A 25,051-nucleotide genomic window follows, 5' to 3' on the forward strand; every position below is an offset into this window, starting at 1 on the left:
CAAGTATAATAAAATGATAAAAAGGAAAGAAGGTTGTTTAATGAAAAAAATACTCTATGGCGCTCTGACTGGCTTGGCCCTCTTTTTGGTAGCTGGCTGTACACCCAAAACGCCTACTGCTGTTTCACCAACAAATGAACAAAAAGAAACAGCAATATCAACTAGTGAAACAAGTTCATCCGTACAACAAGAAGCAACGACGACATCAGAGAAGACAAGTGCGGTAGCTGTCTCTTTAGAAAAAGTAACGACAGCATTTGAGAAAAAATATCCAGAAGCTAAAATAACAAGTCTGCAGTTAGATACAGATTTTGGCCGTTATTTTTATGAAATAGAAGGCGTGGATCAGCAAAAAGAATATCAAGTTGAAGTGAACGCAGAGACAGGCGAATTCACAAAAGAAAAAGTCGAAACTTTGGATGCCGATGAACAAAATGGCGTTAAAATGCAAGAAGAGGCACTTGATTTAACAAAGATCATTTCCAGAGAACAAGCTACAACCTTGGCTGAAAAAGCAGCGAAAGTCGGCCAGGCAACAGATTGGAAGTTAGAGAAAGAATTAGGAATCACCTATTGGGAAGTGAAAGTGAAAGAGGGCCAACAAAAAATAGAGGTAAAAATCGATGCTCATTCTGGTAAAATTTTGACAACTGAGCGGGATGATTAATGGATAAACAGTAGCTGGCATGCGTTTGAGTAGGAGTTGATTCCCTTAAACGTTGGTCCAGCTATTTTTTTGCTTGTTCGACAAACGTGTTTTTCTAAAGTCCCTATGGTAAAATAACGATGTATTAGTGGTTGAGAGCGTCAGAACATAGGAGGAAATTTGTTTGGCTAGAAAAATGGATTTACGTATTTGGGTAGAAGGAACAGTCGTCGCAGCAATGGCAATGGCCCTCTCTTTTTTACCGATTGAATTTGCCAATAGTGGCTTGGACCTATCGTTGGGAATGGTCCCATTAGTTCTTTATTCGTTTCGTCGTGGGTTGCTTCCCGGAGTTGCAGCAGGCTTTGTTTGGGGCATGTTAAATATTATTCTCGGTACAGCCATGAAAAATTTCTTGTCCGTTCCACAGATTATTTTTGAATATCCCTTTGCTTTTGCGTTTGGAGGAATGGGTGGCGTATTCGCTAGAAAAATTCAACTCTATTTTCAAGCGAATCGCTTAAAATCAGCCATTCGTACGATTATTTTAGGAAGTGTTGTCGCAGTCTTCGCCCGCTGGTTTTGGCATTTTTGGGCGGGTGTATTGGTTTGGGGCATGTATGCACCAGAAGGAATGAGCCCATACCTCTATTCTTTTGTACTAAACGGTACGAGTACCGTCGTCAATTGTTTGTATGTAAGTCTAGTTCTAGGCTTATTGGCAAAAGTAGCACCGCAATTATTTGTTCCTAAGAAATAAGTTGAGTCCTAAGTCAGAAGTTTCCTTTACTTCTGACTTAGGACTTTTTCTTTTTAAAGCAACTAGCTATTTCATTGTCGAGTACTGTATAATATGAATAAAAAAAGAAAAAAGGCGGTGGTTTCACTGAGTGAATTGTTAGAAGTCTCTTTTTATCCGAAGGCTTTGCCACATGTGGCAAAAAGAGTAACCATTTTCGGTCCGTTAAGTGAACAGGAGCTAGTTGAGCAATGGCAACAAAAACAGTCATTTGCTAGACAGGACGAAAGAACAATAATGCCAGAAAAGCTGTTACAGCAATCAGCTAGCAAAAGTTATTTAAGCATCCGTTGTTTAGGACTGACCTTAGACCCGAAGATTTTGCTAGAAAAGTTGCAACACCTGTTTCCTCTCTTTATCTGGACAAAGGGACAAGCCGAAACAAGCGATACAGAAAATTGTTATTTTTGTGAATTTATACCAATCTGTTCCAATGCGGCACAACCTTGCAACCTCGAAGCAAGCTTACAACAAATGAATTATCCAACCACGCAATCATTGGTAGAAATTGTTAACGAGTGGCTAAATAACGAACGACAAATAGAACAAGCATCCGTAACGGGTACATATTATCAACAGGCAAGTTTACCCCAACAAGTGGGCAGCCAATCTGAAATAAAAACAAAAGAAGAGCAGCAAATTCGATTTCTACAAGAAAGCTTACGACAAGAAAAAGCAGCTAAAGCGCGCATGAAAGTAGCGAAAGAAAAAGCAGAACAAGAGCTATTAAGATTAGAAAAAGGGTTGTTCGCAAGTAGTTGGGCACACTTCGAGGAGCAACAAACTAAGGAATTAGAGGAAGAGGAATGGTACGATCTCGTTAAAATTGATTTGTTTTACTACGATGAGTTATCAAAAAAAGCTAAATTCCTGAAAGAAGCTTGGGAGATTAATCAACAATTATTAAAGGCGTTCCCTCAAAAAGAAGGCACTACTTTTTTACCAGAATTAGCTCACCATGGTCGCGTGGCCTCTTTGACAGACCAAGTTTCTGAATTAGAGATAAAAACGCTCTATGAGCAAGGCGTGTTAATCAAGGAACGAATGAAGTTTACACAAGGCTCCTGGCTAACCAAACCAAGAGTGAAACTTTATCAAATAGACTTGGAACAATTAGAAAGAATTGGCACACTGTTTGATCTTTTACAAACAGAAAATCGTTTAATTGAGGTCGCTTTGGCGCATCCCTAAAATAAAAGAAACCACCAACCTGCAATCGCCAGGGTTGGTGGTTTCCATTTATTTTATAAAGACTTCAATATTCTAGTGAATTTGACGTTGGTGACGATTGGCTAACGTGCTGACTTTCATGACAGAAGCAACAGGAATCATGCGTAACTGTTGTTCATCCGTTTGTAAACGAACGACGATATTGTCCGAAATATTTTTTGAGACAATCCAGCCGATCACCGTTTCGAATTTATGCGCTGTAGGGACTTCTTTCAATTGTAAGACCACTAAGGATTTTTGGGCGGCAGCGACTTGGAGCTCTTGTAAAAGCGCACTGCGTTCCTTTTCTTTATTCTTTTGATCTTGAGAATCTTCTAAAAATGCCGAAAAGAAATGTTGGGAAGAGAGCGTAATCAGTTTAGAAATGCTCTTGATGGTAGCTTTATGTTGATCCATTCTTCTGCCTCCTTTACGAATAAAATAGAATAAAACTCAAATGACTAATTACCTGTATTTTACCTAATTTTGTGATAAAATTCAAGAAAATATGTTCGCCTTCAATAATTATGAGAATTTACCAACGTTTCTGTTTTTCGAAAAAGAAAGTAGTATAATGTGTGAGCATATAAGAAATACATAAGATTATCGGATGTAGTCAATAGATAGAAAAGGATGAATAGTATGTCAAAAAAACCATCAGGTTACCAAAAAAAAGTTCTCACGGTGTTGTTGGTATCGTTTGGATTTGGCGGATTGTTAGCGCAGTTTTCGCCGATGAAATCAGGTGGGTTTTCAAGTTGGTTTGATGATTCATATGTTAAAGCTAGTGCTGAATCAAGTAAAACAAAAGAACCAGCACCAGTTAAAATTGAGAAAAAAGTCAAACCTTTAAGCTATGGACAACAGGTCAATCAAGAAATTGAAAAGAAGCAATATGATGGACATCTGGATTTGCCGTTAGAATTGCAGACAGATGCTAAATGGAAAGACACCGCGTACGGATTTGGCAATGTAGATAAGCCGAATACAATCGAAATTAATGGCTGTGCGATTGTGTCGCTTGCAATGGTTGGTTCATACATGGATCACCAAGAGGTCACTCCTCTAGATGTGTTAGCTTGGGCAAAAAATGACTTCTTTATGGAAGGACAAGGGACGGCGTGGTCTATTTTTAGTGCATATGCTGAAATGAAAGGCTATAACTGTCAAGAAATTGGGAATATTGAAACAGTGGCAGCTTTCTTGAAGGAAGGTCATCCAGTCATTATTTCTGTAAAACCAGGCTATTTCACTACAACTGGTCACATTATGGTGATGAGTGGTGTGGATGAAAAAGGCGATTTCTGGATTAATGATCCAAACGATTCAGAAGAAAAGGGCCATTCAAAACGGACATTTACAGCCGAAGAAGTGATGAATGAAGCGTTAAACTTCTGGGCATTTTATTAGGAATAAGAAAAGGTGTGGAACAAAAGGCAGTACCCTTTGTTCGCATCTTTTTTAGCAAATAAAAGGAGGCAGGACAATGGAGCGATGTACTTGGGCAACGAATACAACTGAAGAGATGCAAGCCTATCATGATGATGAATGGGGACGTCCAGTTCATGAAGAGCAACAGTTATTTGAGTTATTGACCTTGGAAAGTATGCAAGCGGGCTTAAGCTGGGCGATTATTTTGAATAAACGAGAAACGCTCAGGGCAGCTTATGATGCGTTTGATTATCGGAAAATTGCGCGATATGATGAGAAAAAAATTTTAGCTTTACTAGCAAATCCTGGTGTGATTCGTCATCGTTTAAAAATTCAAGCGACCATTACGAATGCGCAAGTTTTTCAAGAAATTCAGGCAGAATTTGGCTCCTTTGATCGCTACCTCTGGAACTTTGTCGATCAGCAACCAATCGTTAATCACTGGCAGCACCCAGAAGAGGTTCCAGCCTCCACGGAATTATCGCAACAGATTAGTCGAGCGTTAAAAAAACGAGGATTTAAATTTTTAGGTGCCACGACAGTCTATTCCTTTTTACAGGCGGCGGGATTGGTGAATGATCATTTAGAAACGTGTCAGTATAAATAATAAAGGTCTCCTTCCAAAATTGAAGGAGACCTTTACTTTATTCTTTATACGCCCACTTGAAGTCGTATTTAGCACCGGTTGGATGATAAATAATTTCTTTCACGTTTGGTGCACGTAAGTGTGATTCTGCTTTTTGGTAAATTGGCACAACGCCCATATCAGCAATTACTGTTTTTTCAGCGTTGATTAGATCTTCCCAGCGTTTTTCAGGGTCGTTAACATCTGTGGTTTTGGACGCAGCAATGAATTTATCGTATTCAGGATTGCTGTAACGTCCACGGTTATTAGAAGTTGAGCTTTCTAATAAATCTAAGAAGTTAATTGGGTCTGAATAGTCGGCACTCCAACCACGAACAGCGATTTGGAAATCCCCTTTTAAGGTACGATCTAAGCGAACAGCCATAGGGACAGGCGTCACAGTTACTTTTAAGCCTTCCAAAGTATCAGACAGTGATCCTTGAAGATATTCGCCCATTTTTTTAGCGCCTTCAGAGTCGTCTACCATTAAATCAACCGTTAAGTTGGAAACACCAAGTTCTTGTTTCGCTTTGTTCCAGTATTCCACAGCTTTTTTCTTGTCGTATTTGACTAATTTGTCGCTACCAGCTTCTTTAACAAAGTCTTCACCCGTTTTTGGTGATTTCGCGACATCCACAGGAACGAAGCCTTGTGAAGGAAGAGAGCCATTGGCTAAAATGTTTTTAGCTAATGAATCGCGATCGATGGCATAAGACATAGCACGACGTAAGTTTGCGTTGGTCAATGGTGATTTTTCATCTGCTTGATTCATTTCTAAATAGAAAGAAGAAGCGGCTTTTAATTGGACCAAGTCAGGCGAGTTTTGCATTTGTTGGGCCAGTTCGCCAGATAAATACGTATCATCCACCTCACCAGTTTCATAAAGATTTAAGGCAGTTGGGGCTTCTTTTACCACGTTGATAGCGACTTTATCTAACTTGACAGTCTCTTTGTCCCAATATTCTTCATTTTTAGTTAGAGACCATTTAGTATCTGTTCCGGGACCATCAAACTCAGTTAGTGTAAATGGACCATTGTAGACTGCTTTATCGCTACTCTTTGTATAATCTTTACCAAAACGTTCAACGATATCTTGACGTTGCGGCAAGAAAGAAGGGAAAGCCAATAAATCGTCAAAATATGGTGTTGCTGTTTCTAAAGTGATTTCCAATTCATGATCATTGATTGCTTTAATGCCCAATTCTTCTTTAGGTAGTTCCCCTTTAGAAATTTTTTCAGCATTTTTTACTGGTTCAAACATGTAGGCATATTCTGAAGCAGTGGCAGGGTCCACTGTTCGTTGCCAACCATAAACGTAATCTGCAGCAGTAACTGGTTTGCCATCAGACCATTTTGATTCTTCACGTAATTTAACTTTGTAAACTAAACCGTCTTCTGAAACAGTTGCTTTTTCGGCTGCACCAGCAGGCGCGGGTTTATTGTCTTTATCTAAACGATAGATTCCTTCGTAGACATTATTTAAAGTGGTAAAACTCACTTCATCTGTCGCAAGGGACGGATCGGCACTAGGCATTTCTTGGGATTCAACCATTGTGTATACTTGGTTGTCGCTGCCGCCGTTGCTTGCTCCTTTATCGTCACTGCCACCGCCGCAGGCCGCTAAAGCTAAGCTTGATAATACAAGTAATGAAGTAAATAAAACAGATTTCTTCATTTGACACGCTTCTTTTCATTTTTAGCAATACTCTCAGTATAATGTAAAAATGAAAAGGAGAAATTAAAGAATCGTTAGAAATGATTATTCTTTTATCAATTTTTAAAAAATGTCTAATCTTTTTTATGAAAAAAGTGGACAAACGTTGATAAGTAGAGATTTAAGGTGATTTCCATGCAGAAAACATTCGATTTTTGAGTATTTATTCATCATTGATTTGATTTTTTTGACATAAAATAAACATCCCTTTTACAAAAAACAAATGAGAAGAAAAAAAGATTGTTACAAAAGCAAATAAGTGCTTTTGTAACAATCTTTTTAATCTTTTAATCGTTGGATGTCAATGACAGTTCCTGTGTAGGCATCTGCAGTGAATTCGTATTGAACAATGCCGTCGTCTTCAATGCGGCAAATTCCTCCAGTATACGTTTTGGAGTGGATGGCGAATTTCCGCAAGGGCTTTTTCTCAAACTCAATCCACGAACCTTCAATCGGTCCTTCTTTTAAAAAAGCAGCTTTTACATTTTCTAAGACGAGATCAGCGGAGATTGTTTTTTTCTTATGGTAGAACAAGGTTGAGGCAATGCCGCCTACTAAACCAAGACCAACGCCTAGCGCTAAGCCGCCTTTAAAGTATGTCAACTCATTTTCTTCGTTCATTTGTATGACCTCCCTTGGTCGGTTTCTGCTTACTATTACTTTTGTCAGTATCACTCTTATTTTACCATAGAGAAGGGGCCGCTGAGAAATAAAAAAAGTTTTTCAATCATTCTTTTAGGGCATTCTCATTGTCACGTTTAAAAAGAGAAAGCGATGTGCATTTTCTAGTATTTGCGTTATAATAAGAGTGAAATCATATGAAAGGAGTACCTATTTTTATCGACAGGATAAAGTGACTTTTTAGAGAAAAAGTGACGCTTGGTTGGCGTAATTTCCAACAAATCAAAAGCAATAGGACATACATCTATGGAAGAAAAAACATTTCAACGAATCAAGGAATTAACTGAATTACAAGGAACCAGCGGATTTGAAGACGACATTCGCGCGTACATGAAAGAACATATCACCCCGTTAGTGGACGATGTTCAATATGATGGTTTAGGTGGTATTTTTGGGATTAAACGTTCAAAAGTGGAAGCAGCGCCACGCGTAATGGTAGCAGCCCACATGGACGAAGTTGGCTTCATGTTAACTCAAATTAACGATAATGGTTTATTCCAAGTGGTTCCTTTAGGCGGCTGGAATCCCTATGTTGTTTCAGCACAACGTTTTACGTTAAAAACAAGTAAAGGGAACTATCCATGTATTTCTTCATCTATTCCGCCACACTTGTTGCGTGGTACGAGTGGTCAAAAACAATTAGAAGTCTCTGATGTGTTATTTGATGCAGGATTCTCTTCAAAAGAAGAAGCTGAAAGCTTTGGCGTTCGTCCAGGGGATTCCATTGTTCCACAAACAGAAACGATTAAAACAGCCAATGGCAAAAATATTATCAGTAAATCATGGGATAACCGCTATGGTTGTACGTTGGTATTAGATGCATTGGAAACGTTACAAAATGAAGAATTAGGCCACACATTAATTGCTGGAGCAAACGTACAAGAAGAAGTCGGTTTACGTGGTTCTAAACCATCTGTTCATAAATTTAATCCAGATATCTTCTTTGCGGTGGATTGTTCAGCGGCAGATGATATTCACACGAAAAAAGGGACATATGGTCATTTAGGTGAAGGAACGTTATTACGGATTTTCGACCCAGGTTTGATCACATTGCCTCGCTTACGTGAATACTTATTAGATACAGCAGCGACACACAATATTCCGTATCAATATTTTGTTTCTAAAGGCGGAACGGATGCTGGGGCTGCGCACACAACTAATAATGGTGTACCAAGTACAGTCATCGGCGTTTGTGGTCGTTACATCCATACGCATCAAACAATGTTTAGTATTGCGGATTATGAAGCAGCGCGGGAAATGTTGTTACAAGCATTACGTGGCTTGGATAAATCAACAGTTAATACAATTGTTTACGGAAAGTAGAGGATGTTTAAATGATTTATCCCAATTCATTAGAAGAACTAGCAACTTATGTTGAAAAAGGTAAAAATGTTTTCTTCTTTACGGCTGATTGGTGCGGAGATTGTCGTTTCATTAAACCAGTCATGCCTGAAATTGAAGAAGCATTTCCAGCGTTTCAATTTATCGAAGTCGACCGTGATCAGTTTATTGACGTGGCTGCCGAGTGGAATATTTTTGGTATTCCGAGTTTTGTCGTAATTGAAAACGGTCAAGAATTAGGACGCTTAGTAAACAAAGACCGAAAAACAAAAGAAGAAATCAGTGCATTTTTAACTAGCTTAGGCTAATTTTCATGAACCAGAGGAACCATTAAATTAAGAGAGAATCAGCTGGACAAAAGGGCGTTCTGCGCAAGGGTCCTAAATTCATTTTTGACTCTAATTTCTTAGTCAAAGAAGCCTTTTAGATCAGCCTCCATCGGGAAGGTGACGAAAATGGAAGAACAAATGTATAAAAATATTCTTGTCGGCGTAGACGGTAGTGATCAAGCTAATTTAGCTTATGAACGTGCAATTGAGGTTGCTCGTCGAAACGGAAGCCGAGTCATTGTTGCAAATATTTTAGAAAATCAAGTGTATACAATGATGGGGTATTCGACGTTAAATGATCAATTAATTGATCAAGAAACAGCTGCTGCGGAAGAATTAATGACCGATTGTAAAAAGTATGCTGAAAGCGTTGATTTTCATAATGTTGAAACAGTTACCATGTTTGGTTCGCCCAAAGAAGTCATGAGTCATGAATTACCTGAAAAATACAATGTTGATTTAATTATGGTGGGACAATCAGGATTAAACGCAGTCGAACGTGTGGTCATGGGAAGCGTCAGTAGCTACATTATTCGTCAAGCCCCTTGCGATGTCTTAATTGTTCACTCTGAAGAAAAATAAGTAAAAAAAGTTATTGATTGAATAGAGAGTTGACCTAACGTTTCTTTTGTTTTTTCAAAGGATCAGCGGCTTGTCACTCAAAATTGAGGACTTGGAGAATAAGTCGTAGCGACATATTTTCCAAGTCTTTTAGTTTTTCGACAAAAAAGTATGCACAATGGGTCAATTTTTGATAAGATAAGACAGGAAAACGACAGAGGAGGAACAGAAATGATTTTTGCATATAATAAAGAACACGTTGGCGATGTTTTACTTGTCATCGTTGCGGACGATCAAGGTGCGGAAAACCAAGTAAAACGTGTCGGCGATGTGGCACGTGTAAGTTTAGTTGAGGCACCAGAAACAGTGGTAGCTTGGAATATTTTCAATGCTTCAGCGCTTCTAGGCGACATTAATGGCACCGGCCAAGTAACTTTAACAGACGAGCAAATCGAAAAAGTCAATACAGCGATTAAAGATGCGGGATTTTCAGAAACCCTTGAAAAAGACGACACCCCTAAAATTGTGGTTGGCTTTGTCAAATCATGTAAAAAACACCCAGATTCAGATCATCTATCTATCACACAAACAGAAGTAGACAACGGCGAAATCTTACAAATTGTTTGTGGCGCACCGAACATCAAAGCAGGACAAAAAGTAGTTGTGGCCAAACCAGGCGCAATGATGCCTGATGGTTTAATGATTTGGCCAGGGGTTTTACGTGGGGAAGAAAGTTTTGGAATGATTTGTTCAGCAAAAGAATTACGTTTACCAAATGCACCTGCTAAAAAAGGAATCTTAGAATTGCCTTTTGATGCAGAAGTTGGTTCTGCATTTGCGGTAGGAGAATAAAAGAAACGATCAATAGAAAACTAGTGCAATAAAAAAGCATCATCCTATTTAGCCAAATAAATAGGACGATGCTTTTTGTTATGTTTAAAGATAATTATTATTCAAATGAATTAAAAATTCGGCTAGTTTAACAAAGGGACATTTTATATTAAAAATAGCTACATGTTCCAAATGTTAAAATATTTCTTTTTTTATTTATATAATAATTCAAATGTTTTTTAAAAAATAAAATCAATAGTTGACAGTTTTTTTTATATTTGATACCATTATTTTGAAATCGTATTCTAATCGTTTTCAAATAATGAAATGGAGGAAGAAAAAATGAAAAAAGTATTATTTGTTGGTCTTGTTTGTGTCGGTTTTTTTAGTAGTGTAGTTTTTGGTGGGAAATCTGTAGAAGCCGCAGTTGCTTATCCACATCCCCATTACAAAGATACTTGGGAGTATGGGGTTACAAAGTCAAACTACGCATATTCTTATTATTATTTAGAAGCTCCTGTTCGCTTAGGAAGTTATGCCTCTGTTACAGATGCATATGGAAATGTGAAAAGTAGAGCAAGATCGAATTATGGATGGGCTAGAGCAGGCGCGCAAAAACAGTGGTATTGGCTAGTCGCTAATTCATATTATGATTGGTATAATTTTTAAGATATAATATAATGAACAAAAATTGAGTGGAACGTTGGCTTTGTGGAATAACGTTTCGCTCAATTCGTCTATTGAGGGAGGTAATATATGAAATGGCGAATCAGTGTCTTGTTGATTATAACGGGACTATTAGCAGTGCTTTCTTTTAGCGAGATAAAAGAGTTTGGTAATGATCTTAAATATCCTGCAGAAAGTGCAGTGAATATTACTAGTTATAGTCAAGAAAGGGACAAGACTAGCGTTATTACTGAATTAGAGAAATTTGCTAAAGAACAAGACTTAGTTTTATTTAAACCAATTTATACAAATAATCATCAATCGACCTTTGTTTTTGGTCATGCACCTCGATGGTTGTCCAATTCAGATGGAAATTATACACAAGATAAACAATTATTATCTGATACAGAACTGACAGGTATGTATTATAGTAGTAAGCCTTTGAATAAAACAATGCAAAGCAAGTTAACTGGAAAAGGCTTCAAATACAAAGCAGGGGATATAGGTTGGTGGTTGGCGCCTCTTGATTTTTTATTCGGAAACTTACGCTCATATTCTGTATGGACAGTTTTTTTTATTTTCGCATTATTACTTTTCGCTATCAAAATGTTTTATTTGAAAAAAGCAATGATTCAGCGAAGTTTGGGACTGTTAAGAAAACAGATGATAAAGGAAATGAGTAGCGATATATTGGTCTTAATTTTATCAACATTGTCTATCATCTTGATCTTTTGTAGTTACCTGGGAAATATCACGAGTGTTTTTGTTAAGACATTTATTTTATTAAATGTAGTAAATATGCTCCTTTTGATTGTGATAAGTTTAATTTCTAATAGTCTTTTTTTCTTAAACGTAGCGTTGTTTAAACCTATTCAAATATTGAAAAATAAAGAAAATAAGACATTTGTTCAGGTCGTCTGGTTAATCGGTATTTTACTGGCTCTGTTTATTTTTGGCCTGACAATTAATGAAAGTCTGAAAGTAAATCGAACACTTTGCAATCAAATAAAAACGTTGGATCATTGGCAAGCAGCAGCAGATTTTGTGAAAATTGACTGGTTTGAAAAAAATACAGAACAAAAAAATGTGAAAGGTGAAGTGAAATGGGAAGACATTATCGAAGAAAGTGAAGAAAACAAACAATTTGTTCAATTTTTTAGTTCTGACGAATGGTTATATTCAAAATCTTCAGATTTAGGAACCGCTGAAGAAATGAACATCCCCGAATTAACCAATCAATTAAAGGAAACAGGCATTGATACGAAAATAGCACAACAAATACACTATGTGAATCCAGCAGTTGTCCAGAAAAATCGAAAAGAATATCCTGAAAATCAATGGCCTAAAGAGGCAAGCAAGCGAATAACAGTCTATGTTCCTGAAAAGTATCAAGAACAAATCGAAGACATCAAAAAAATTATCTATTATGAATGGTTCCAATATACAACAATAGATATAGAAGACAGTGACTTTAATAGTATTCCTAACGAACAAAAAACTTTTCTATTTAACTACCATGAGAATAATGATGTTCTTGCTCATCAAGAAGCAGAAGGTAAAATTATTGTAGAACTAGATTTTTCATTATTTCCATCAGAAGATGAGGTCTTAAATTCTTTGTATCCGCAAGTGGTTTTTGATGGATTATTTAAACAAGAAAAAGTCTTGCTAGCGTTGAAATCTTCTGGATTAAATCAGTCATTTAGTGGAATGACAAATGCTGCAAAAGCAATTTTTATCAAAAAAGAAACGCTAATGAGTCAGTTAAGAGGAACACTAATCGCTATTAGTGTTTTACTTATTGCACAATTTTTCGTGATTTATCAGTATGTAGTTACACAAGTTAGAAGTCGTGGGAAACAAATAGTGATAAGAAATTTACTAGGAGGCAATACAATTTTTGAGATTTTCAAGTGTTTGTTTTACTTAGTAGTAGGGATTATTTGTATAAGCAGTAGTCTTCTTTTTTATACAAAAAATTGGTTTATTTTTGCTAGCCTAAACTTTTTATGTTTGACAGAAGTTTCGCTCATGATATCTTGGGCGTTTTACTTAATTAAGAAGAAACGAGTCCAAATTATAAAAGGAGATTTTGAAATTTTATGATAAAAATAGAACATTTAGAAAAGCGATATGGGGGAAAGCAGATTTACACAGATTTAAATATACAATTGGAAAAAAATCATTCTTATGCTTTGGTTGGACCTTCAGGTTCGGGGAAAACAACGCTATTAAATGCGATTGGACGATTAGAAAAACCTACTGAGGGTAAGATTTATTTCGAGGGTAAAGATATTTGGAAAATGAAAGAATCTAAGTATTTTGGTCAATATTTGGGCTATGTTTTTCAGAACTATGCTTTAATGGATGAAGCAACGGTGTATGAAAATTTAAAAATTATTGATAATCGGTTAAGTATAATTGAAGCTTTAAAGAAAGTTGGACTTGATGAAAGCTATTTAAAAATGAAAATTTACGAACTTTCAGGAGGACAGGCTCAAAGAGTTGCAATTGCAAGGGTTTTACTGAAAAAAGCACAAATTATATTAGCAGATGAGCCTACAGGTGCGTTGGACGAAGTAACGGGTCAGTCGATTATTCAATTACTTTTAGAATTAGTTTCGCCAAATACAATTGTTATTTTTGCAACGCATGATCCACGAGTTTTTGAAAAAGTTGACCATGTTATTGATGTTAGTAAATTATAAAAAGAAGCATTCACAATAATAGGGGTATTGACAGTGGTTTTACTAGCAAATAATCTGTCTGAGTTAATGAAGTGTTATGGAAAAAGAGTCACAATTTAGATAGCTGATTTTTAGGTGATGAAAGTCAGTAAGAATATCTTTTATCCTAATCAGGAATTGAAAAAGTTGACCTTAGTAAAAACAGACAAAAGCACCTACAGAAATTCCCTTTCAGGATATTCTGTAGGTGCTTTTTCTTCGTGAGGTCTAGTAGTGTATGTAGGACATTCAGAATGACAGTTGTTCTACATATTAGGTCATTTTGTATTAGCGATTATTTTGTTGTGTTAAAGCTGATTTATCAATGGTTAAATCGATGGTTGCTTTCATTTCTTTAGAACCACGATAATAAGTCACTTCCATTTTGTCGCCAACTTTTTTCTTGTAAAGCGCGCTTTGTAAATCTGTAGTAGAGCTTACGTCTTGGCCGTCAACTTTCGTGATAACATCGTATTTTTCCAATCCAGCTTTTTCAGCAGGGGTCGCTGCTTCAACACCACGAACCACTACGCCAGTTTTTACAGAAGCTGGAATTTTTAAAATTTGTTCTTGTTTTTGTGAAGAGATACCTGTTAAATCAGACATCGTAATCCCAAGAGCTGGCCGTGTCACTTTACCATCTTTTTCTAATTGGTTGATAATGTTGACTACGTCATTACTTGGAATGGCAAAGCCCATCCCTTCAACGCTCACTTGACTAGTTGATTGCACAATTTTTACTGAGTTAATGCCAATGACTTGTCCTTCAATATTGATTAGTGGACCACCAGAGTTTCCTGGATTGATGGCAGCATCGGTTTGAATGGCATTAATATTGATGGTTTCACCAGACTCGTTTTTATTGGTAATATTTCTATTCACAGAAGAGATGATTCCTTGTGTGACAGAGTTAGCATAATCAGAACCTAGAGGGGAACCAATTGCAATAGCAGGCTCACCGACTGTGATTTTACTAGAATTCCCAAACTCAGCGACTTGATCAACTTTGTCGGAAGAAATTTTAATCACGGCTAAATCCGTATAAGCATCGGTTCCGACTAATTCGCCTTTCACTTTGGTACCATCAGACAAAACAACTTCCAATCCTTGTGCTTTATCTACGACGTGGTTATTTGTCACGACATAAGCCGTTTTACCATCTTTCTTATAAATAACCCCACTACCTTCACTGGCTGCTTCTAAATCGTTACCATTGTTGCCGGAAGAGTCTTGAGTACCTTCATTCCCACCGAACAATCCCCCAAAAGGATCATCAGCCGAAGAATTGTTGCTAGCACTTTGCATATTAATGACAGAAACCACAGAATTTTGAACTTTTTTCACGGCTTTTGTGACATCGCTAGAAACATTGTAACTCACATTGCTGACTTTTGTATCACCGTGATTAGTGGACGTCGTCGTCGCCGCATTATTTCCGCCGTTGGGTGTGGGAATAATCCCAGAATAAGCGCCTCCTAGAATAAGGGCGCCACCAAGTAAGCCGCCAGCTAAACCAATCCCAAATTTTTGCAATAAACTTTTTTTATCTGAATTAGGTGTAACATCTTTTCGTTGCATAAAATAACCTCCCAATAAGTGCATCTGAATTTTCTATATTAAGTATATCTGTTTCCTACTCCTTTAGTCTATCGAATAGCTTTGAATTTTTTATGAACAACTTAGGGAAAAATTACAGAAAAAATACGAATGAAAAAGTTATACACAGAAAAATGTGAACAAATCGGGAATAACTCTGTGTACAGTTTTCAGGAAAGTTATCCACAGAATGTGGATAATGTGGACAAATCAGTGGCGAATATGTGTTTGTATTGAAAAAGCTGTTAAATAAAGTAATTTTTTAGTTTCTTCTGTGGATAACTCTGTGTATATGTGTATAAGTATGTGGAAACGTTGTGGAAAGTAGCCAAACTTCGTGCTAAAATAAGAAAGAAGAGAAAACGAGAAAGTAGTGGAATAGGTGAAAATTAAACTAGTAACAGTCGGAAAACTGAAAGAAAAATACCTGATTCAAGGCATTAATGAATATCTAAAACGTTTAAATAGCTATGCCAAGATGGAAATCATTGAAGTCCCAGATGAAAAAGCCCCGGAAAAACTCAGTGACGCTGAAATGCTTCAAGTCAAAGAAAAAGAAGGCCAACGTATTTTGGGAAAAATTAATGACAACGAATACGTCTTTGTTTTAGCCATTAAGGGCAAACAATTATCTAGTGAAGAATTTTCAAAAGAAATTGAACAATTAGGGATTAGTGGCAAAAGTAACCTAACGTTTGTCATTGGTGGCTCCTTAGGTCTCAGTGATTCAGTCCTTCAGCGAAGTAACCAACAAATTTCTTTTGGCCGCTTAACTTATCCACATCAGTTAATGCGTTTGGTATTAGTGGAACAAATTTATCGCGGTTTTCGGATTATGAAAGGGGAACCTTATCATAAGTAGGGGCGGTGTTTAAGAAGCGGAAATTTAGAAAGAAGGAGTCAAAATAGATGTTAGATAAGTTTTCTGCCCCAACACTAAATAAGTTACAAAAAGATAATCAGCATATTTATTATGTATACTGTTTGGTTGATCCAAGAAACAACCAACCTTTTTATATTGGTAAAGGGAAAGATAATCGTGTTTTTGCTCATCGACAAGCTGCGCTAAATTTGTTGCGACAATCAAATTTATTAAAAAACGATGAAACAGCGGGAACATTAAAAATAAAAACGATTCAAGAGATAAATGCATTGGGGATGCAAGTACTAAGCTATATACTTAGTTATGGATTATCTGAAGCTGAGGCTTTTGCAAGTGAAAATGCGTTGATTAATTATGCACGGCTTATTCAAAGGCTACCGTTGACAAACTTAGTAAAAGGGCATGGTTCTAAAGCTATGTTAGTGGAAGACATTGAAGAATGTTTTGGTTTTCAACCTATGTCAATAAGTGAAATAGCAACAGATGAGTTGATTCTAGCGGTGAAAGTAAGAGATGCTTTTCGCCTTAGTAAGGATGAAACGAAAGAGTATCCATTAGATGATACATTACGTGATGTTAATAACTTGAAATCGCGGACCTTGGGTAACTGGGTAATTGGTCGTGATAAAATACACCGTATTCGCTATATTATTGCCGTTAACACTGGAGCGGACAATGCTGTTGTTGCTGCATACAAAGTTTCTTCAAAGTATTCAGAATCAAAAATATTTGAGAATGGATTGACTCGTTATGCATTCCAAGCTTTATCAAGTAGAAAAGACACATTAAAAGAGCTCAATTTGTATAAAAAATGTTTGCCAGGAATTAAGTTTGGTAGCGGTAGTGCTGTTGCGTATATTAATAACTAGAATTTTTATTTAAAAAAGTTATTTTTTAATGAATATATTCAAAATAACAATAACGAAAAAAGCAGACTTCCATACAAGAAGTCTGCTTTTTCATTAATTACTCCGCTTCCGCATTTTGCAAGTCAGCGACATCAGTCAGATAAGTGGCTTCATCCAACAAATCTTCCGAATGTGCAACATAAATCGCAGTGGCGCTATCACCAACCACGTTTAGGCTAGTAACGAGCATTTCGATTGGACGATTAATGGCTAAAATCAATGAATACGTCGCAATCGCAATCTCATTGTTATAGTTTAAACCAGTTAAAATAGTGAAAAGGATAATCCCGCCAGCGCCAGGTGCCGCCGGTGTACCAATGGATGACATTAAAGCTAAAATGGCAATCAAGGCAATATTAGCTGGTGTCACTTCATAACCAGCTACGCCCGCCACAAAAATAGCCGCAATTACTTGCATAATCGCTGTGCCGTTCATATTAATAGTCATTCCTAACGGCAAGACAAAGGCGGCAACATCGCTGTCGACACCTAACTCTTCAACCGTTGTTTTTGTATTTAACGGTAAAGTGGCTGCCGAAGAAGAAGTAGAAAATCCAAAGACCACAACTTTCATAATCTTTTTAATAAAAGGAACAGGATTTAATTTTGTCGCAAATAAGATAAATAATGGGTAACCGATCATCAAAAAGGCTAAGAGCGTCGCTGTCGTTGTTACGACGTAGACTAACGCTGGTTTTAAATAATCAATCCCGTAAGAAGCAAACGTCCGAACTAACAACATAAAGACGGCGATAGGAGCAAATTTAGTAATTACAAAGGTTAAAAATAACGTGACCATCGCATTGACTTCTTCAATTAATTTTTTGAAAACACGAATTTTATCCCCTAATACATTAATACATAAACCAGTAATCACTGCCAACACAACAACGGCTAAAATCGCACCATTGTCGCTAAATGCAGAACCGATATTTTTCGTGACAGCATTGACAATCACCATTAATGGGTTGCCGCTCGTACTTACTTCGACAGGAGCTAGCGTTTCAGATAACGACACATTAAAAGCACCAGTTAAATATACGCTATAGCCCACAATTCCAGCCGTTAATAGAGCAATCAGTGACATCGATAAAAAGCCAAAAATCGTTTTATAGGAAATTCGTCCTAATTTCTGCGTATCGGTAATATGACAAATGGCTAAAGTAATTGAAGTAAAGACCATCGGCACAATCACTAATTGTAGGCCGTTAATAAATAGTTGACCAATAATATAGAAAAGCCCAATCGCAGATTGTCCTTTTTCAGGATCTGAAATATCTTGGAAAAGAATCTGATTGATTGTCTGCCACACAGCGCCTTGATTGCTGCGAATAAGGTGCTCTCTTAAAAATAAAAAGCCGAGCCCAACGATTAATCCTCCCACCAATGAAATCACCATTTTTTTGGTAAATGAGATACCTTTCACTTCACGTTTTTTCTTTTCCACTTTGTTGCCTCCCAAATAAATTGATTAAGCACCGCGCAAAAAAAGCCTTGCACACAAAAAAAGGGCAAGACATCTCGTATCATTCACTATACAAAAATACAGAATTTTACAGAACTTTGCCTTGTTAGCCTCTCGGACTATCTTAAAGGTACTTTTCCACATACTAAGGGAAACTAAGAGAATTGTCAATTCTTTTTTACTTAGGGAAGTGTTATTTTTGAAGAAAGAAAGTGATCTTTACCCTTTCCGCAGATACCGCAGCCAAAAAAGAACTACAACGGATTCTTTTGCAGTATAATAGAAAATAGAAACGAAAGAACAGGCACCAACACAAAGGAGGTATTTTTATGAAAGTCACTCAACTTTCTAGTGAAACCCTTGACCGAGCGCATGAACGTTTTGAAGAAACACTTGCGCAAATGACCGTTGCCGAAGCAAACACGATGCCCGCACCATTAATTAAGTCTGTTACTTGGCTAATGTGGCACACAGCCAGAGAATTAGACCTACAAATTTCCGCACTTAATCATAGTGAACCGTTATGGCTTAGCCAACACTGGACAGAAAAATTTGCCTTGGATTTGCCAGATGAAACAGAAGACTGGCATCACACACCAGAGGAAGCGGCGAAAGTCGTGGTGACAGAAAAGCAATTGCTTAGTGACTATTTGGCTGCCAGTGTGGCACTTACCAAAAGCTATTTAGACCAAATCAAAGAAGAACAATTGTCAGACGTGATTGATAAAAATTGGACCCCACCGGTGACTAGACAAGTGCGTTTAGTTTCAGCGATTGATGATGCAGTGATGCATTCTGGGCAAGCCGTTTATACACGAAGATTAGTCATTGGAAAATGATAAATAAGCAAAAACAAAAATGCTTCTGCTTAAGCAGGAGCATTTTTTATTGAAAGAAAAAATACATAAAAATAATGAGCGAAGGACTGTCCACTTTTTCCCTAGTTGAAACGTTGTATAAGTGAAAGGAGCAATCAGATGAAAAAGGAGGCAAATTTTGACGAAGTACTATTTTCTTTGGGGCAAGAAGTCATCCAAGTCTTGATTCGCCGAGGAGCAAGTCTTGAAGATGCACAAGATGCAGTGTCGCAAACATATACAACGATTTTTTCAATATTACCTGAAATTACATCAGAAAATCTACGCCCGTGGTTTTTCCGAGTAACATTTAATTACTACATTACGATGTATCGAAAAAAGAAACGAGAACGCACTTTTGTGGCAAACAGCCATCCTGTACAATCAATAGAAAAAATGGAAGGGCAAGAGTTATTATTATTGATCGATTCCTTAAAAGATGAGGAACAAGAACTATTACTTTTGAAATATTATTATCAATTATCGTATGCCGAGATTGCGTTGATTTTAGAATTATCTGTTGAAAATGTTCGCAAAAAATTGTATCGCACACGTCAAAAATTAAAAAAAGAACTGGAGGAATAGAAGTGGATTTAAAAAAAAGTATTCGTAAAGCGAAAAGAAAACAATTTATCGTGATTGGTGCCATAACCGTTGTTAGTTTTGCCGTATTGTTTGTCGGTTTTTTTGTGGGAATGGATAAACTTTCGACGAAAAACTATCAGGCCTTACTAGAAGTAATAAATGATCAAGAAATGATTGCTTCACCAAACACTCAATTAGACTCCCAAGTAATTGCTAATAGTTCGCCTTTTGGGGGCGAAGTTGTGACCAATCGTTCAAAAAATATTGATGGTTACACGGTGGAGTGGAGTAATTTACGTAGCAGATATAGCTTTTTCAGAAATTCGATTGACTGGAATGAAGTCTATCCTGGTAGCTATTATTCTTCTAAGAATTTTTATGAATACAACCGACAAACCAAGCAGAAAGTAGCATCTTTTTATAACCCAGCGATTACCAATTACTATGGTGATGTTAAAAACGAATTAAGTGAATTAGATAAAATGGAAAACCAAGTAGCGGAAGTGGCGATTTCTTTTGATAAACCTTATCCATATGAAGAAGTCCGCAAAATGTTACCGAGCAATGTCAACTTAGTTTGGCTCTATGTTTACTCCAAAACGGTTAATGAAAAAGAAGGTCCTTCTGGTACGCTGCCTTATGGTTTTCAATTAAGCATGGACGATCACAACGAAATATTTGATCCTGAAAACGACAAGCAACACTTTTTTGAAACCTTAGAAAAATCCCCGTTGTTTGCTGACAACCAAGAAGGCCAAAAGTTTATCCAACAAAATAAAAATAAAAAAGTCGAAAAATTACCTATTTGGGGAGTCATGCTCACCGGACAAACCAAAAATTTCAAAGCCTTACAAAATGAACCTTTTGTTCGTGGTGCTTCAATTGGCGTGACCGCACCTATCGTTCCTTATATTCAGCCAGAGAAATAAACGTTCTTCAGAACTCTAAGCCTTCCGACTGATTTTGCTTCAACGATATTGTCAGTAAAAATAGAAAACGTTATAATAGAATGGATCACAGGAAGTGCTTCTACAATGCGTGGGAGCACTTTTTTTACTTATATATGAGGAGGGCAAGTGAATGTTTTTTAATTTTATTGGGTTAACGTTATTTTTTGGTATCGGGATCTTAGTTGCGAATGGCGCCAAAATTGTAGCGAATAAAGGGAAAAAGAGTAAAGGGACTATTCTATTAATGGTGATGGAACTGCTCTTGTTAGGTATCTTTTTATTTGTGACTTTGCCAAGTAAAAATCTTTCAACCGTGTTGTGGATTAATTTGATTGGCGCAGTGATTGCTAGTGGGGTGTTATTAAGTACACGCTTAGCTAGTAAAGTCGAAGTTCCTGGTATCCAAAAGGGCTGCAAAGAAGTAGGCAAGAATACCAACAAAACGGCTAACAAAGACTGGTCTGGCAAAATTTTGGGTGTTGCCGTTTTGGCAATGATTTTGTTGACCATTGTCAGTAGTATTACCAGAATCTCTTCTATTGATGAAATTTATCAAACGATTCCTTTAAAAACGGAAGAAAAAGCTGAAGTTTTAACTTCGGCGAAAGAAACACCCATTGCGATTGCACCACAAACGGCGAAACGAAAAATGTTACAGAAATTTTCTGTCATTCCCAATTCCAATATGTTTACTTTGGATGGTATAACGGCACAAGTTGTCAATGGCGAGTATGTTTATGTAGCAACAGTCGAATTTAATGGCTTCTTTAAATGGCTAAAACTGGGGGAAGTACCTGGCTATTTCATCATTAGTGCAACAGATATCAACGCACAGCCAGAATTTGTAGAAAAACCAATTGTTTATACTCCTTCAGCTTACTTTGGCAAAGATGCCGCACGAAAAATTTATTCCGCTTATCCAGGTTATGCAGCAACTGGCACAATCAATTTAGAGCTGGATGACCAAGGGAATCCTTACTATATTCAAACGCTTTACAAAGAGTATGGGGTTTCTGGTCGCATGCACTATAATGAATTTAAAACGGCAGTATTGAATGCTACAACAGGAGAAGTTAACGTTTATGACAGTCAAAAAGCCCCAAGTTTCGTTGATGCGCCGATTACTAGCTCAGCGGCGAATAGCTTAAATGAATTCTTTGGTCGTTACAGTCAAGGCTGGTGGAACCAGACAATGTTTGGTGCCAAAAAAGATGTTAAAATTCCAACTGAAAATGGTATTTATGCATCAGGACAAATTACGCCGATGATGAACAAGGAAGGGAACCAGTTGCTTTATTTTACGGACTTTACAAGTAGTGAAAAAGACCAAGATTCCGCTTTAGGTTACTCCTTAATCAATGCCCGAACAGGTCAAGTTACGTATTATCGTGATACTAAAGTCGGCATTATGGATAGTGATGGCGCCATTTCTATCGCCTCAAAAATTTATCCAGAAAAGAAATGGAAAGCTAGTATGCCAGTCCTTTATAACATTGATGGCGTGCCAACGTGGATTGTTTCGTTAATGGACAGTAAAGGGATTTTCAAAAAATATGTCTATATAAACGCCGTAGATAATGATATTGTGATTGATGCAGACACGGCACAAGGCGCATTAGACGCTTATCGAATTGAGTTAGTAACCAAAGGAAGTAACAATGAAAATACAGACAAAGCCAACTTGAAAACGATGCAAGGTAAAGTAGCTCGTATCTCAGTAGTAGCTGGGGAAGCGCAAACGGTAGTTTCATTTTTACTAGAAGATGAAAAAACCATTTTTAGCGTAACGACTAATAACAGTCCGCTGGCGCTATTCTTAAAAGAGGGCGACCAAGTGACATTTAAAGCCGTAGTGACTGAAAATGCTAAAGCAGCGAATGTTGAAGAATTGAAAATTGCAGGATTAAACTAAATAAAACACCTCTTTTCTATGGAAAAGAGGTGTTTTATTCTTGGAAAAGAAGAAAAATCCACCTATTTCTGCTATGATAAGAGAGAAAAAGAATACGAAGGAGCTTCGCCCATGCGCAACATAAAATTAACCATTGAATATGATGGTAAAAGATACTCAGGTTGGCAACGACTAGGCAATTCAGAGAAAACGATTCAAGGGAAAATTGAAAGTATTTTAACACAAATGACAGGTGAACCGATTGAAATTATTGGCTCAGGCAGAACGGATGCCGGCACACATGCACGTGGTCAAGTAGCGAATTTTAAAACGACTAGTTCACTAACAACAACCGAAATGTTATCCTTTTTAAATCGATATTTACCTGGCGATATTGTTGTTAAAGAAGTTACAGAAATGCCTGAACGTTTTCATGCACGGTATAACGCCACAGGCAAACAATACAGCTACTATGTTTGGAATAGCCCAATTCCTAATGCCTTTGAACGGTATCATAGTTTTCACTTTCCCAAAGCGTTGGATCAAGAAAAAATGGAACAAGCTTGCCAAAAATTAATAGGGACCCATGATTTTATTGGCTTTTCAGCATTGAAAAAAACCAAAAAATCGACTACTCGAACGATTGAAAAGATTACGATTGAAAGAGACGGCGAAATGTTACAGTTCACTTTTGTGGGCAATGGTTTCTTGCATAAAATGGTCCGCATCCTCGTTGGGACACTTTTAGAAATTGGTGCAGGCACCAAAGAATTAGCGATAATCGACGAATTATTTGCAACAAAAGTCCGAGAAGGCGCAGGTGAAACGGCTCCGGCACAAGGGTTGTTTTTAGATGAAGTGTATTATAAATAAACAACTTTAGAGGTGGGGGAAAAGTGAATAAAGATTGGAAAAAACTAAAAGCGTCTAATGAAGGTATTCCAACATTTGAATCATTAATGCCATATACTTTAGAAGTTTTGAAAGATGGAGATGTACTGAACAGAAAGATCATTTTAAAGCGTATTATTCAGTTCTTAGATATTCCGGATGAAATTGCCTCAATGATGTATCCAAACTACCCTCAAGGAGATGGGATCTTAGCAAATCGTTTCAGCTTTGCTATCAGCGATTTGTATAAAGCTGGAGCTGTTGAACGGATTAAACGAGGTATGTATCAAATAACAGAACTAGGTTTGGATTTATTAAATAATTATGGTGAAAAAATCAATAGAAAACTTTTGGAACAACAACCTGCATATCAAAAATATATGCAAGAATTAGTCGAACGGAATAATCGTGTTGGAACGACTACTATCGAAGCAAGCGCACCAATTGAAAGTGCTAAAATAGACATTGAGGATATGATCAACAATCAAAATAATCAAATTGCGATTGAACTATTAAACAAAGTTCGACAAGTGGAGCCAGTATTTTTTGAAAAGTTAGTTATACATTTATTGGAGACAATGGGATATAGTGGAAAACACGGAACGGCAGTTGTTACATCCAAATCAAATGATGGTGGAATAGATGGCATCATCAATCAGGATCCATTAGGAACTAGTACTGTTTATGTTCAAGCAAAGCGATATCACGAAACTAATACCATTGGTCGCCCTGCTATACAAGGATTTTATGGCGCTTTAGCTGCTGTAAATGCAGATAGAGGAGTTTTTATAACAACTTCTAGTTTTAGTGCTAATGCGCACGAATTTGCCAAAAATCAAGGGATAGTTTTAATAGATGGTATAAAATTAACAGAGCTCATGTTAGAGTTTGGTGTTGGTGTAGAAATAGCCAAGACGTACAAGCTATTTAGAATTGATAATGATTACTTTGAAGATGAGCTTTAGCTTATTATAAATAACAAAAAAATAAATTTTCTTTAACCACACCAATTAAAAAGTTGAACTTTTTTTGAAAAGTGCTAACGTTAAGAAGAGATTAACAATAGAAAGAGGTCATTTTGTTGCTATCTTTACTTATTTCTGTCAAAAAATTATTTTCATCTTTTTTAGGTATCTTAAAAAAAGAAGACACTCGTGCCTTGTTCTTTTTATTGGCAACCACGTTGTTGAGTGGGACTATTTTTTATTCAACAGTGGAAAAATTGTCGCCATTAGATTCGTTATATTTAAGTTTCATGACGTTAACCACGATTGGTTATGGAGATGTGCATCCAGTTACTGACTTGGGAAAAATTTTCACCATGGTTTATGCTACAGTGGGCTTGGGGATTATGGCTATGTTTATTTCGGTCGTAGCAAAATCCTACTTGTATTCTAAACAAAGTCATCACCACCATCACCATAAAAACAAAGAACATTCAGCGGAAAAGTCTTCAGAAAAATAGA

Annotated in this window: 26 protein-coding genes; 21 read left to right on the forward strand and 5 right to left on the reverse strand. The window is 36.9% G+C overall.

The genetic code is table 11. The features are described from left to right. Positions 1 to 13: 13 nt before the first annotated feature. From HMPREF2810_RS10535 to HMPREF2810_RS10545, 3 genes are all read left to right on the forward strand, one after another. Positions 14 to 667, forward strand: a complete 654-nt coding sequence (locus HMPREF2810_RS10535) for a PepSY domain-containing protein (RefSeq protein ID WP_002383278.1) — start codon at positions 14 to 16, stop codon at positions 665 to 667. 163 nt (positions 668 to 830) lie between these two features. Further along, on the forward strand, positions 831 to 1,406 hold the full coding sequence (thiT, locus tag HMPREF2810_RS10540; protein ID WP_002354998.1) for an energy-coupled thiamine transporter ThiT: 576 nt from the start codon (positions 831 to 833) through the stop codon (positions 1,404 to 1,406). Between the two features lie 93 nt (positions 1,407 to 1,499). Beyond that, on the forward strand, positions 1,500 to 2,636 hold the full coding sequence (locus HMPREF2810_RS10545; protein WP_002383279.1) for a hypothetical protein: 1,137 nt from the start codon (positions 1,500 to 1,502) through the stop codon (positions 2,634 to 2,636). Between the two features lie 72 nt (positions 2,637 to 2,708). Here HMPREF2810_RS10545 and HMPREF2810_RS10550 read toward each other — a convergent pair whose 3' ends face one another. Next, on the reverse strand, positions 2,709 to 3,071 hold the full coding sequence (locus HMPREF2810_RS10550) for a hypothetical protein (protein ID WP_002354999.1): 363 nt from the start codon (positions 3,069 to 3,071) through the stop codon (positions 2,709 to 2,711). Between the two features lie 216 nt (positions 3,072 to 3,287). Between HMPREF2810_RS10550 and HMPREF2810_RS10555 the strand changes: the two genes are divergently transcribed. Continuing rightward, positions 3,288 to 4,064: a peptidase C39 family protein gene (locus HMPREF2810_RS10555; RefSeq protein WP_002383280.1), complete on the forward strand. Its 777-nt coding sequence runs from the start codon at positions 3,288 to 3,290 to the stop codon at positions 4,062 to 4,064. 76 nt (positions 4,065 to 4,140) lie between these two features. Continuing rightward, a complete protein-coding gene (locus HMPREF2810_RS10560; RefSeq protein ID WP_002383281.1) occupies positions 4,141 to 4,692 on the forward strand; it encodes a DNA-3-methyladenine glycosylase I in 552 nt (183 codons plus the stop codon). Between the two features lie 37 nt (positions 4,693 to 4,729). On the opposite strand, the gene HMPREF2810_RS10565 is transcribed toward HMPREF2810_RS10560, so the two are convergent. Both HMPREF2810_RS10565 and HMPREF2810_RS10575 read right to left on the reverse strand, forming a co-directional pair. Continuing rightward, positions 4,730 to 6,385: a peptide ABC transporter substrate-binding protein gene (locus HMPREF2810_RS10565; RefSeq protein WP_002355011.1), complete on the reverse strand. Its 1,656-nt coding sequence runs from the start codon at positions 6,383 to 6,385 to the stop codon at positions 4,730 to 4,732. 318 nt (positions 6,386 to 6,703) lie between these two features. Next, entirely contained in the window at positions 6,704 to 7,045 is a 342-nt protein-coding gene (locus HMPREF2810_RS10575; RefSeq protein WP_002355012.1) for a PepSY domain-containing protein, read from the reverse strand. A 306-nt stretch (positions 7,046 to 7,351) separates the two neighbouring features. On the opposite strand from HMPREF2810_RS10575, the gene pepA reads away from it, so the two are divergent. From pepA to HMPREF2810_RS10610, 7 genes are all read left to right on the forward strand, one after another. Further along, positions 7,352 to 8,428, forward strand: coding sequence for a glutamyl aminopeptidase (gene pepA / locus HMPREF2810_RS10580; protein WP_002355013.1), 1,077 nt, complete (start codon positions 7,352 to 7,354; stop codon positions 8,426 to 8,428). A gap of 11 nt (positions 8,429 to 8,439) precedes the next feature. Continuing rightward, entirely contained in the window at positions 8,440 to 8,754 is a 315-nt protein-coding gene (locus tag HMPREF2810_RS10585; RefSeq protein WP_002355015.1) for a thioredoxin family protein, read from the forward strand. 147 nt (positions 8,755 to 8,901) lie between these two features. Beyond that, positions 8,902 to 9,357: a universal stress protein gene (locus HMPREF2810_RS10590; protein WP_002383283.1), complete on the forward strand. Its 456-nt coding sequence runs from the start codon at positions 8,902 to 8,904 to the stop codon at positions 9,355 to 9,357. Between the two features lie 210 nt (positions 9,358 to 9,567). Continuing rightward, positions 9,568 to 10,188: a YtpR family tRNA-binding protein gene (ytpR, locus tag HMPREF2810_RS10595; protein ID WP_002361057.1), complete on the forward strand. Its 621-nt coding sequence runs from the start codon at positions 9,568 to 9,570 to the stop codon at positions 10,186 to 10,188. Positions 10,189 to 10,509: 321 nt separating this feature from the next. Beyond that, positions 10,510 to 10,836, forward strand: coding sequence for a hypothetical protein (locus tag HMPREF2810_RS10600; RefSeq protein ID WP_010715459.1), 327 nt, complete (start codon positions 10,510 to 10,512; stop codon positions 10,834 to 10,836). 87 nt (positions 10,837 to 10,923) lie between these two features. Continuing rightward, complete coding sequence (locus tag HMPREF2810_RS10605; protein ID WP_002383286.1) at positions 10,924 to 12,939, forward strand: hypothetical protein; 2,016 nt, start codon at positions 10,924 to 10,926, stop codon at positions 12,937 to 12,939. Continuing rightward, the gene (locus tag HMPREF2810_RS10610; RefSeq protein WP_002383287.1) at positions 12,936 to 13,541 is read left to right on the forward strand and encodes an ABC transporter ATP-binding protein; all 606 of its coding nucleotides are present in this window, start codon (positions 12,936 to 12,938) and stop codon (positions 13,539 to 13,541) included. The genes HMPREF2810_RS10605 and HMPREF2810_RS10610 overlap by 4 nt, the downstream gene beginning before the upstream one ends. A 306-nt stretch (positions 13,542 to 13,847) precedes the next feature. Here HMPREF2810_RS10610 and HMPREF2810_RS10615 read toward each other — a convergent pair whose 3' ends face one another. Beyond that, positions 13,848 to 15,137: a S1C family serine protease gene (locus HMPREF2810_RS10615; protein ID WP_002416060.1), complete on the reverse strand. Its 1,290-nt coding sequence runs from the start codon at positions 15,135 to 15,137 to the stop codon at positions 13,848 to 13,850. A 400-nt stretch (positions 15,138 to 15,537) separates the two neighbouring features. Here HMPREF2810_RS10615 and rlmH point away from each other — a divergent pair, with 400 nt between their 5' ends. Continuing rightward, positions 15,538 to 16,017: a 23S rRNA (pseudouridine(1915)-N(3))-methyltransferase RlmH gene (gene rlmH, locus HMPREF2810_RS10620; protein ID WP_002383290.1), complete on the forward strand. Its 480-nt coding sequence runs from the start codon at positions 15,538 to 15,540 to the stop codon at positions 16,015 to 16,017. 47 nt (positions 16,018 to 16,064) lie between these two features. Further along, a complete protein-coding gene (locus HMPREF2810_RS10625) occupies positions 16,065 to 16,907 on the forward strand; it encodes an LEM-3-like GIY-YIG domain-containing protein (RefSeq protein ID WP_002381116.1) in 843 nt (280 codons plus the stop codon). A 97-nt stretch (positions 16,908 to 17,004) separates the two neighbouring features. On the opposite strand, the gene HMPREF2810_RS10630 is transcribed toward HMPREF2810_RS10625, so the two are convergent. Continuing rightward, on the reverse strand, positions 17,005 to 18,408 hold the full coding sequence (locus tag HMPREF2810_RS10630; RefSeq protein ID WP_002383291.1) for a dicarboxylate/amino acid:cation symporter: 1,404 nt from the start codon (positions 18,406 to 18,408) through the stop codon (positions 17,005 to 17,007). A gap of 332 nt (positions 18,409 to 18,740) precedes the next feature. Between HMPREF2810_RS10630 and gst the strand changes: the two genes are divergently transcribed. The 7 genes from gst to HMPREF2810_RS10665 all read left to right on the forward strand — a co-directional run bounded on the left by gst (position 18,741) and on the right by HMPREF2810_RS10665 (position 25,050). Continuing rightward, a complete protein-coding gene (gene gst / locus HMPREF2810_RS10635) occupies positions 18,741 to 19,250 on the forward strand; it encodes a DinB family glutathione transferase (protein ID WP_002381118.1) in 510 nt (169 codons plus the stop codon). A 138-nt stretch (positions 19,251 to 19,388) separates the two neighbouring features. Next, entirely contained in the window at positions 19,389 to 19,853 is a 465-nt protein-coding gene (locus tag HMPREF2810_RS10640) for an RNA polymerase sigma factor (RefSeq protein WP_002383292.1), read from the forward strand. Positions 19,854 to 19,855: 2 nt separating this feature from the next. Further along, positions 19,856 to 20,782 (forward strand): anti-sigma factor, encoded by a 927-nt coding sequence (locus HMPREF2810_RS10645; protein ID WP_002367388.1) that lies wholly within the window; start codon positions 19,856 to 19,858, stop codon positions 20,780 to 20,782. A gap of 151 nt (positions 20,783 to 20,933) precedes the next feature. Then, a complete protein-coding gene (locus HMPREF2810_RS10650; RefSeq protein ID WP_002383293.1) occupies positions 20,934 to 22,715 on the forward strand; it encodes a hypothetical protein in 1,782 nt (593 codons plus the stop codon). A gap of 111 nt (positions 22,716 to 22,826) precedes the next feature. Then, positions 22,827 to 23,567 carry a tRNA pseudouridine(38-40) synthase TruA gene (gene truA, locus HMPREF2810_RS10655; protein WP_010715458.1) on the forward strand — a complete coding sequence of 247 codons (741 nt, stop codon included), beginning with the start codon at positions 22,827 to 22,829 and terminating at the stop codon, positions 23,565 to 23,567. Positions 23,568 to 23,590: 23 nt separating this feature from the next. Next, the gene (locus tag HMPREF2810_RS10660) at positions 23,591 to 24,550 is read left to right on the forward strand and encodes a restriction endonuclease (RefSeq protein ID WP_002383295.1); all 960 of its coding nucleotides are present in this window, start codon (positions 23,591 to 23,593) and stop codon (positions 24,548 to 24,550) included. Between the two features lie 116 nt (positions 24,551 to 24,666). Next, positions 24,667 to 25,050: a potassium channel family protein gene (locus tag HMPREF2810_RS10665; RefSeq protein WP_002355036.1), complete on the forward strand. Its 384-nt coding sequence runs from the start codon at positions 24,667 to 24,669 to the stop codon at positions 25,048 to 25,050. The last annotated feature ends 1 nt before the right edge of the window (position 25,051 follow it).

The organism is Enterococcus sp. HMSC078F03 (assembly GCF_001811595.1).
Lineage (GTDB): Bacteria > Bacillota > Bacilli > Lactobacillales > Enterococcaceae > Enterococcus > Enterococcus faecalis.